Here is a 10865-nt window from a genome sequence, read left to right on the forward strand (position 1 = left end):
CCCAAATCGCGGGGCGGGCGCCGCGGGCGAAAACTGCTACTCCCCGCCGTCCCACAACACCACCCCGTCGGCCCGGCCGCCGCCACCCCCCCCGCGGTGGGGTGCCGGCTCAGGCCAGCACGGGTACGCCGGAGACGTCGACCGTCTCCGGATACTTCAGCCCCGCGCCGGTGTTGAGCACCACCACCCGTTCCCCGGCGCGGATCCAGCCACCGGCGCGTAGCTGCCGCGCCGCGGTCAGGCAGGCCGCTCCCTCCGGGCAGAGCAGCAAACCCTCGCGGGCGGCGAAGTCCCGCAGGTCGGCCAGGATCTCCGCGTCGTCGACGGCGACCGCGGTGCCGGCGGACGCCCGCAGCGCGGCCAGGATCAGCTCGTCACCCAACGGGGACGGCACGGTGATGCCGAACGCCACCGTGTGCGCGTCCTCCCACGGCTGGGCCCGGGACTCACCGGCGGCGAAGGCCCGCACGATCGGCGCGCAGCCGGTCGACTGCACCGCCACCAGCCGGGGCAGCTTGTCGCCGACCCAGCCCAGCTCGCGCATCTCGTGCAGAGCCTTGTGGATGCCGATCAGGCCGACCCCGCCACCCGTCGGATAGATGATCACGTCGGGCACCTGCCAGCCGAGCTGCTCGACGATCTCGTACCCCATCGTCTTCTTGCCCTCCAGGCGGTAGGGCTCGCGCAGCGTGCCGGCGTCGAAGATCGCCCCGTCGGACTCGGCGATCAACTCGGCCACCCGGCGGCCCGCGTCGCTGATCAGCCCGTCCACCAGACGCAGATCGGCTCCGGCGGCCACGCACTCGCGCCGGCAGATGGTCGGCGCCGCCAGCGGCATCACGATGGTGGCGCCCATCCCGGCACGTGCCGCGTACGTCGCCCACGCCGAACCGGCGTTGCCGTTGGTGGGCATCGCGATCCGCTCGACGCCCAACTCGCGAGCCCGACTCACGCCGACCGCGGCGCCGCGCGCCTTGAACGAGCCGGTTGGGATCAACCCCTCGTCCTTGACCATCAGGTCCGCGATGCCGATCTCGGCGCCGTACGCCGGGGCGCGCAGCAGCGGTGTCCAGCCCTCACCGAGCGTGGTGACGTGCCGGGGATCGGCGACGGGCAGCAGCTCCCGGTACCGCCAGAGGTCGGCCGGGCGCAGCGGGAAGCGCTCCGGGGTGACCGCCTTCGCCACCGCCGGCAGGTCGTAGCGGGCCAGCAGCGGCGAGCCGCACTCGCAGAGGTTCTGCAGCTTGTCGGCGGCGTACTCCAGGCCGCAGCGTGGGCAGTCCAGGTGGGTCAGGTACACGTCGCTCCTCGCCGTCAGGCCGCGTCGATGCTCAGCCACCGTCGGCTGCGCCGGCTCGGCTCGTACGCCGAGTCCAGCCGCTTGGCGACCACACCCGGTAGCCCCTGCTCCCGCCCGGTGCGCAGGGCCTCGTCGCCGGCACCGGGAAACCACGGCGGAGTCTGCCAGTGCGTACCGGCCAACGCCAGCCCATCGAGCAGTTCCCGGCGTTGCGCGTACGGGACGTCGACGCTGCTCACGCCCTCCAGCCACAGCAGGTCGACGAGCAGGAACTGGGCGCCGGTCGTTACCCGGCCACCGCTGGCCGGGCGGGCGGGACGCACCCGACCCGAGCCGTCGATGCGGACGAGCACGCCGTCGAGCACCGCCTCGGTGGGCGCCAGCGCCTCGGCCATCGCGCGCAGCCACGGGTAACCGCCGGTGATCTCCTCGTCGGTCTCGGAGAGCAGCCGCAACCGCCCGCCGGAGACGTACGCCATCGCCCGGACTCCGTCCCAGCGCAACTCGTATCCCCATTCGGCGCGGTCGCGGGGCAGCCGGGCGGCGGGCGTGGCGTGCATCGGGCGGACCAGCTCGGGCATCGGCGTCCAACCCGGCGGCGCGGGATCGGTGCGGCGGATCATCCAGTCCCGGCCGCCGGTGGCGAACAGCGCGTAGCGGCCGGCGGTGCGGTCACCGGCGAGGGTCACGATGACCTCGTCGTCGCGCCACTTCTCGCAGCGGTACGTGCCCCGGTCGTGGATGACCATCCGGCCGCCCCCGTACTCGCCGGCGGGGATCTCGCCGGAGAAGTCGAGGTACTCCATCGGGTGGTCCTCGGTGTGCACCGCGAGGTGGTTGCGGCCCGGACCGCGGGGCAGACCGCGCGGCACGGCCCAGGACGCGAGCACACCCTCGTGCTCCAGTCGCAGGTCCCAGTGCAGGCTGCGGGCGTGGTGCTGCTGGATGACGAAGCGGCCGGCGCCCTCGTCGGGCCCGGTCGCCGTGGGGGCGCGTTCCGGCACCGGCTCGGGCGTACGGGCCGCGTCGCGCCGGCGTCGGTACTCCTCCAGCCGGTCCGTCACACCCGCATTCTCCGGCAAACCGGGCCAATGCGCTGGTCGCCGGAGTGTCCGGTTCGCTCGGCGTCCGGGGGCGCGGCGGGGTAGAACGGACCTCATGGACCTCAGCGACCAGCCCACCGCCCTGCTCCCGGGTGACGTGCGGATCCCCCTGCTCGGCTTCGGCACCTGGCAGGCCACCGGCCAGGCGGGCTACGACGCCGTGCTGGCCGCGCTCGACACCGGCTACCGGCACCTCGACACCGCGACCATGTACGGCAACGAGCGGGAGGTCGGCCGAGCGGTCCAGGAGAGCGGGCTGCGTCGCGAGGACATCTTCATCACCACCAAGCTCCCGCCCGACCGGACGGGCCGGGAGCGCGAGACGTTGGAGGCCAGCCTGGAGGCGCTCGGCGTCGACCAGGTGGACCTCTGGTTGATCCACTGGCCGCCGTCCGCCAGTGCCAGCATCCCGATGTGGCGGGAGTTGCTGGCCGCCCGGGACGAGAACCTGACCCGTGCCGTCGGGGTCAGCAACTACAGCACGGGCGACATCGACGAGTTGATCCAGTCGACGGAGGAGAACCCGGCGGTCAACCAGATCCGGTGGAGCCCCGCGCTGTACGACCGGCAGCGGCACGCCGAGCACCGGGACCGGGGCGTGGTGCTGGAGGGGTACAGCCCCTTCAAGAACAGCGACCTCAGCGATCCGGTGCTGACCAGGATCGCCGCCGCGCACGGCGTCTCCCCGGCTCAGGTGGTGCTGCGCTGGCACATCGACCACGAGATCGTGGTGATCCCGAAGTCGGTGACCCCGGAGCGGATCAGCGCCAACTTCGACGTCTTCCACTTCTCATTGACGGCGGAGGAGATGCGCGACATCGACGCGCTCGGCGACTGACCACATTGTAAGATGGCCGTCCGGCAGGTGGGCGCCCCGGAATCGTAGGGGCGGCAGCATTCACCTGCCGGCCGCCTGTGGGCGTTCCGCGGGGTGGTGGGCTGAGGCAACTACCTGCGCCGATGGTCGCGGCTGTTGTCCCCCTCGGCGGTGCGGTCGCCACTCGAGCATGCCTCCAGTCGACCGACGGATGCGTCCGACCACCGGGCCGTCGCCCCATTCGCGCCTCGACCGGACGTCGATTCACGAGCGGTGGTGCGCCGTCGGGAGCGGTTGCTGTGAGCTGCCTGGACGTCGATGGGGTGTGGGTTCGGAGGCCCCTATTCGGGCGCATCCCACGAGGCTCTTCGGCCGGCCGAATGCAGGAATTCCGGCGGGTAGCTGTCGGCGAATTGCTCATCGCCCGCTCCGCGATTTCGGTCCACCCCAGGCGCTTCGCCGCAGAGCCCGCATTCGCCGTCGGATCGACCTGTCCGCGCTGATCGGGTGGCAATAGCCGGCGTCCGGCGGTGGCGTATTCCAGTCGTTCGGCCGATGCCGGGCCAACTGTTCGTCGAGTCCGCCGCATCTGTTCTGAGCAGGTAAAACTCCGAAGAGTGAGCACTGTGGGCGGAAGGTCCGTATTGCCGCGTCTGTGCTCACCAGTTGTAACGCTACTTGTGCGTAGAGCAGGCCGCTCCCTACAGTCCCGACCGACAAACGGGCGACACACGGGGGGTTTTCGTGGCACGTCGAAAGACGGCCACCGTACGTTCATGCCTTGCGGCGGGAGTCGCCGTGCTGACGGCGGTCGCATTGGCTGGCATCTCGGGCGAACCGGCGGAGTACCTCGCCGCCGGGCCCGATGGCGTGACGGGTGGCGTGGAGAACAGGTCCGACCAGGCGGTGTCCCTGCGGACCGCACGGGAGACCGGCAAACCGGTGCAGGTCGACAGCCTCACCAGCGAGACCACCGAGGTCGTCGCCCTGCCCGACGGGCAGCTCCGGGCCGAGATCGCCGCCGGCATGCAACGGTTTCGCCGCGGCGGCGACTGGGTGCCGGTCGATCTCACCCTCAAGGCCGGGACGGACGGCTCCGTCACCCCGGTCGCTCACCCCGGCGACCTGCGCATCTCGGGTAGACGCGAGGCGGGCACCCACGAACTGGCCGCGCTCGGCTCCGCCGACCAGCGGGTCGCCATGGGCTGGACGGGGGCGCTGCCCACGCCGGTCCTGCACGGCAACCGCGCGACGTACGTCGACGCCCGCCCCGGGGTCGACCTCGTCGTCGAGGCCACCCGGACCGGATTCCAACAGTTCCTCGTGGTCAAGAACCGGGCCGCCGCCGCCCAGGTCGAGAGCGTGGCCTTCCCGTTCAGCGGTCCCGGCGTGGCCGGCTGGAGCCGGGGCACGGACGGTGCCATCGCGATCAAGGACCGCGCCGGCAAGCAGACCGCCCGCATCCCGGCGCCCCTGATGTGGGACGCCAGGAAGCACAAGGTCACCGGTGACCCCGCCGTGCAGAAGCCGATCCGCACCGAGCTGGCGAAGCGCGGCGACACGGTCGAGCTGACCCTCGCGCCGGACCGCGCCTGGCTGCGCGACCCGGCGACGGCCTACCCGGTGACCATCGACCCGACGGTCAACCCGCTCGCCACCACCTTCGACACGTACGTCACCGAGGGGTCGAGTGTGGACCAGAACACGCAGAACAACCTCCAGCTCGGCCTGCTCGACCCGAGCAACCCGCACCTGACCCGGTCGTTCCTCACCTGGGACAGCACGGTCCTCGCCGGCAAGCAGATCAACTCGGCCACCGTGTCGTTCTGGAACTACTGGTCGCAGGTCTGCACCCCGGTCTCGTGGGAGATCTGGACCACCGCGCCGGCCACGTACACCACGACCTTCGCCAACCAGCCGGCCTGGGACGCGGTCGGGCCCGACGCCCGGTCCACCGCCACCGCCGGCGGTGGCGCGAGCTGCACCAGCGCCGACGCCTGGGTGAACATCGACGGCAAGACCTTCTTCCAGCGGGCCGCCGACGCCAACAAGACCCGAGCCGGGATGGGCTTGCGGGCCACCAACGAGGCGGACGTGGCCGGGTTCAAGCAGTTCCGCTCCCGCGAAGGTACCGACCCCGCCGAGGACCCGAAGGCGTCGGTCACCTACAACTCCTGGCCGACCGTCGGCACCCAGGCCACCGTCCCGGCCACCAGCTGCGTCACCGGCACGGGCCGGCCCCAGGTCAACACCCTCACCCCGCAGCTCAAAGCCACCGTGTCCGACGGTGACGGCACCGCGATGACGGTCACCTTCGAGTGGTGGGCGATGAACGCGGAGACCGCGATCGGCTCGGCCAGCTACAGCGCCGTGGCCTCCGGCGCCACCGCCGCGAGCACGGTCCCGGCCGGAGCCTTCGTCGACGGCGGCATCTACCGCTGGCGGGTCAAGGCCGCTGACGGCGTCAGCGGTAGCGACCGCTGGTCCCCGTTCTGCGAGATGCAGGTCTACACCACCGTCGCCCCGGTCACCGGCTGCGCCGGCACCGCGGAGAACGACTTCAACGGCGACGGCGTCACCGACATGGCAATCGCCGACCCGGAGGTGACCGTCAACGGCCTCTGGGGCGCCGGTCAGGTGCACGTCACCTACGGCGGCAGCACCACCGTGCACACCCTGCAGGAGGGGGTGGCCAAGGTCCCGGGCGCACCCGGGTCCAGTGACCGCTTCGGCTTCTCGATCTCGCCGTACGACGCCAACAACGACGGTTGCACGGACCTTGCGGTCGGCGTGCCCTACCAAAACATCAGCGGCCAGGACGGGGCCGGTGCGGTCTACGTGCTGCTCGGCTCACCGGCCGGGCTCGCCCAGGGGCCGGCCTCGCTGGTCTACCACCAAGACGTCACCAACGTCCCGGACGTCGCCGAGGCCTGGGACGTGTTCGGCTACTCGGTGGCCGGCAGCCGGACCGCGAGCGGCGAGCCCTACCTGGTCATCGGAGTGCCGTGGGAGAGCTTCACGAGCGGTGCCCTGGCTGGCATGGTGCACTACATCCGCGGCAATGTGAACGTGGCGATCAGCCAGGGCAACGGCATCCCCGGTAACGCGGAGATCGACGACCGGACCGGATTCTCGGTGGCCGCCTCCAAGTACCACTGGGCGGTCGGCGCCCCCGGTGAGGCGATCGGCACCGAGGTGTTCGCCGGCACCGTCGACGTCTTCAGCAACAAGCTGACCAGCGGGCTGCCCACCCTCGCCGCCGTGTTGGACCAGGGGCAGACGGGTGTCTCCGAAAACCCCGAGGCCAACGACAACTTCGGTAAGTCGATCTCGCTCGTCCCGTACCGCCCGGTCGGTAGCGCGGCTGGGACGCAGGACTCGCTGGTCGCCGTGGGTGTGCCGGGGGAGGACATCACCCTCTCCGGCGCGACCGCGCCGACGACCGACGCCGGCCTGGTGCACCGCTTCCACGTGACCGCGGCCAACACCTTCACCGAACTGCCGTCGATCACGTACGCCTCGGAGGACGGCGACTACCTCGGTGAGAAGGTGGTCCTGGCGAACACCGCCGCGACCAGCGAGGGCACCAACTCGACGATGTTCCTCGCGATCGGTGTCCCCGGCGAGGACGCCGGGACCTCGACTGTCGACTCGGGGCGGGTGCGGGTCTTCCCGGCGCTGGCCAACCCGATCGGCACGCCGGTGACGCTGCAGCGCGGCGGCAGCAGCCTGCCGGGCAGCTTCCGTGAGCAGGAACTCGTCGGCACCTCGATGAGCGCCACCTCCAAGCAGCTCTTCGTCGGCACGCCGTACGGCGACGACGCGGTCTACGCCTTCAACTGGTCGAGCCTGGTCGGCGGGACGACCACGCCCGCGCAGACCTGGCAGCCCGGCCTGAACGGGCTGCCGACGGCCAAGGGTCTCTTCGGGGCGGCGATCAACTGATGGCACACAACGAATCGCGCAGTTCAACGGGGGAGGACCTGACGGTGGCCCGTCATAGCAGAAAGCGGGGCCGGCTCTTCACGCTCGGCCTCATGGTGGGCCTCGCCGGCCTGCTCTCCACCACCGTCTACGCCGACCACGCGGACCGCTCGCCGGCCACCGCGCCGGTGGCGGCGGTGGAGGAGAACCCGGTCCGGGAGACCGAGGCCGAGGCGCTGCTCGCCGCCGAGTCGCTCGGCCAGCCGGTCGAGGTGCTCGCCTTCCGCACCGAGTACCGGGACGTCTTCGCGCAGCCGGACGGCAACCTGATCGCCAACGAGCACAACCAGCCGGTCCGGGTGGTCCAGGGTGACGCCTGGGTCCCCACCGACGCCACGCTGGCGCAGAACGCCGACGGGACGATCACTCCGAAGGCCGCGCTCATCGACATGCGGATCTCCACCGGCGCGGCGGACCCGCTGCTGGTGGTCCGCAAGGACGACCAGGTGATGACCCTCACCTGGCCGTACACCCTGCCCGCGCCGGTGCTCAACGGCGACCAGGCCGTCTACCCGGACGTCTTCCCGCACGTCGACCTCGTGGTCAACATGACGGTCGAGGGCTTCTCCCACGTGATCGTCCTGAAGACTCCCGAGGCCGCGAACACGCCCGAACTCCAGGGCCTCAAGCTGGGCGTCACGGGCCAGAACCTGACCATCCAGGAGACGCCCGAGGGCGGCATCGTCGCGCTGGACCCGGCCACCGGGAACCCGGTGCTGGAGGCCGACCAGCCGACCATGTGGGACAACGGCACCCCGACCGGTGAGGGCGGCACCACGACGGCCAGCGCCCAGGAGACGACCTCCGGCACGCTGGCCGCGGAGTCGACCACGGCCGCCACGGTCGCCGGTGAGACCGACCTGGAGACGGCGCGCGGCCCGGAGGACAGCTCGACGGTCGCGCCGATGGGGCTGAACTACGCCAACGGCGCGCTCACCCTCACCCCGGACGCGGCGATGCTCGCCGACCCGGACACCAACTGGCCGGTCTACCTCGACCCGGTCTGGCAGGCCACCACCAACAGCTCCTGGGCCATGGTCGACAGCGGCTACCCCAACGAGGAGTACTGGAAGTTCGACGGCAAGCGGCACGAGCGGATCGGGCTCTGCCCGGAGCTGTGCAACAGCTCCAAGGTGAAGCGGGTCATCTACACCCTCTCCACGCCGTACTCCGGCAAGACGATCCTCAGCGCCGAGTTTCGGGTCACCATGCAGCACGCCTGGAACTCGACCCCGCAAGACGCCCAGCTCTACCTCTTGCCAAAGGCGATCAACTCGTCGACGAACTGGAGCAACCAGCCGGGCGGGTCGAGCTGGAGCAGTGGCGCCAACTGGCTGGATACCAAGGCGCCCAGCAGCACCCAGGCGACCTGCACCTCCACCAACCAGAACGCCAGCTGGGACGCCAAGGAAGCCGTGCAGATCGCGGCGGCGAGCGGCTGGAGCACGGTCACCCTCGGCCTCAAGGCCGAGAACGAGGGCAACTACCAGCACAGCAAGCGGTTCTGCGACAATGCCGTGCTCTCGGTGAAGTACAACCGCGCCCCGCTGATCCCCGCCCTGTCGGAACTCACCTCGGACCCGGGTGGCGCCTGCGTCTACGGCTCCGGCGCCCCGTACGTGTGGAAGATCCCGAAGCTCTCCGCTGTGCTCCGCGACCCGGACCACTCATCGGCGCACACCGAGCAGCTCAAGGCCGAGTGGCGGCTCACCTGGCGGGCTCCGGGAGCGCAGGCCGACACCGTGCGGTCGTACCCGACGACGCTGCTCAAGGCGAGCGGATCGATCTTCACGCTCACCGCGCCGTCGGACATCCCGCAGAACGTCGTCGTCTCCTGGGAGGTCCGCGCGTCGGACAACACCAGTTGGGGACCGTGGAGTTCCGACGGCACCCGTAACCCCTGCCAGTTCATCTACGACGCCACCAAGCCTGCCCCGCCGGACGTCGACTCGCCCGACTTCCTGCCGGACGACGCCGGCGACGGCGGTTCGCCGGACTGCAAGACCGACGCGGAATGGCACGAGAAGCTCGGCCTGACCACCAGCTTCACCTTCGACTCCGCCGCCGCGGACGTGGTCGAGTACCGGTGGGGCTTCAACACCAACCCGTCCTCGGCGAACAGCATCAGGCCGACGACCGCCGGCGGGCCGTCCACCATCCAGTGGAAGCCCACCAAGGAAGGGCCCTGGACGCTCAACGTCATGGCCGTCGACAAGGCCGGTCTGGGCAGCTCCATCGCCTCCTGCACCTTCCGGGTCGGCAAGCGGCCGCCGGTGTCCCAATGGGCCTTCTCAGAGGTCGCCGGCTCCAAGCAGGCGGAGGACACGCTCGGGGACCACGACGTCGTGGCCGGCAGCGGCGTCACCTTCGGTGTGCCTGGTCCCGGTGGGCAGTTCGACACGGCTGTGAAACTCGACGGCACCTGGAACGGTTACCTGAAGACGACCATGGACCCCGAGGAGCCGGACAAGACCCTCTGGGCCGTGGACACCTCACGCAGCTTCACGGTGACCGCCTGGGTGCGCACCTCGGACCCGACCCGCCGGCAGACGATCGTGAGCCAGGACGGCACCGGCGAACCCGGGTTCAGCCTGGGTACGGAGGGCGGGAACTGGGTGTTCCGGATCCCGACCAACGACGTGATCTCGCTGGGTGAGTGGCGGGTCTTCTCCACCGGCACCACCCCGTCCCCGGTCACCACGGATTGGACCCACCTGACCGCCTCGTACGACGACTCCACCAAGAAGATCTCCCTCCTGGTGAACGGGACCAACCTGTACACCGCCGACCGGCGGTCGCAGTCGAAGTCCCGGGGTGCCGTGCAGTTCGGCCGGCGCGTCGTCAAGGGCGGCTACGCGGACAGCTGGATCGGTGAACTGGCCGACGTCGCCTTCTTCGACCGCCCGATCCTCTCCACCGAGACCACCGGGCTGAAGCAAACGGCCCTCAACCGGGTGGCGTACTGGCAGCTCAACACCGCCACTGGAACGAGCAGCCCGGAGTACGACGCCAAGGCGGCGATGACCCTCGGGCCGGATGCGTCGATCTACAAGGGCGTCTTCCCGCCGCCCACCGCGGCGCTGCTGGGCGGGGGGCACCTGAAGCTGGCCGGCAAGGCGACCAGCTACGCGAGCACCACGCTCAACGCCAACATGACCAGCAGCTTCACCGTCACCGCCCGGGTCAAGCTCACCAGCAGTTGCGCGGGTACCCCGATGACGTTCTTCTCGCAGAAGGGCCTGCACAACAGCTCGGTCATCGTCCGGTGCAACAACGCAGGCCGGTACGAGCTGGCCGTGCCGGGCACCGACACGGTGGGCGCGGCGGTCGAGCTGATCCCTCTGGTGGACGAGGCCCCGAAGACCTTGACCAAGGGTGACCTCGTCGCCCTGGTCTACAACGGCTACACGCACGAGTTCCTGTTCTACGTGAACGCCGAGGTGGTCGGTTCGGTCCAGCTCACCGAGCCGTTCAACGCCACCGGTGGGCTCCAGTTGGGTCGGGCCTTCATCGACGACCAGTTCCGCGAGCACCTCTCGGGCGCCATCGACGATGTCCGGGTCTACACCGGCGTCGCCGACAAGAACCTGCTCCAGCGGTTGAACCTCACCGTCAAGGAACAGCCGAACCTCTGATCCCCCGGCCGTCGGGCCGCCTCGCG

The 10865-nt window shown here is 70.6% G+C and carries 5 protein-coding genes; 3 read left to right on the forward strand and 2 right to left on the reverse strand.

Going from position 1 to position 10865, the window contains the following annotated elements:
* Positions 1–109 precede the first annotated feature (109 nt).
* Together AB0J68_RS16675 and AB0J68_RS16680 are read right to left on the reverse strand one after the other, a co-directional pair.
* Positions 110–1300 (reverse strand): threonine synthase, encoded by a 1191-nt coding sequence (locus AB0J68_RS16675; protein WP_363939232.1) that lies wholly within the window; start codon positions 1298–1300, stop codon positions 110–112.
* 14 nt (positions 1301–1314) lie between these two features.
* A complete protein-coding gene (locus AB0J68_RS16680) occupies positions 1315–2364 on the reverse strand; it encodes a DNA polymerase ligase N-terminal domain-containing protein (RefSeq protein ID WP_363939233.1) in 1050 nt (349 codons plus the stop codon).
* 94 nt (positions 2365–2458) lie between these two features.
* Here AB0J68_RS16680 and AB0J68_RS16685 point away from each other — a divergent pair, with 94 nt between their 5' ends.
* From AB0J68_RS16685 to AB0J68_RS16695, 3 genes are all read left to right on the forward strand, one after another.
* Positions 2459–3241 (forward strand): aldo/keto reductase, encoded by a 783-nt coding sequence (locus AB0J68_RS16685; RefSeq protein ID WP_363939234.1) that lies wholly within the window; start codon positions 2459–2461, stop codon positions 3239–3241.
* 723 nt (positions 3242–3964) lie between these two features.
* The gene (locus tag AB0J68_RS16690) at positions 3965–7165 is read left to right on the forward strand and encodes a DNRLRE domain-containing protein (RefSeq protein ID WP_363939236.1); all 3201 of its coding nucleotides are present in this window, start codon (positions 3965–3967) and stop codon (positions 7163–7165) included.
* Between the two features lie 92 nt (positions 7166–7257).
* Positions 7258–10839, forward strand: a complete 3582-nt coding sequence (locus AB0J68_RS16695) for a LamG-like jellyroll fold domain-containing protein (protein WP_363939238.1) — start codon at positions 7258–7260, stop codon at positions 10837–10839.
* The last annotated feature ends 26 nt before the right edge of the window (positions 10840–10865 follow it).

It is taken from the genome of Micromonospora sp. NPDC049580, assembly GCF_040675595.1.
Lineage (GTDB): Bacteria > Actinomycetota > Actinomycetes > Mycobacteriales > Micromonosporaceae > Micromonospora.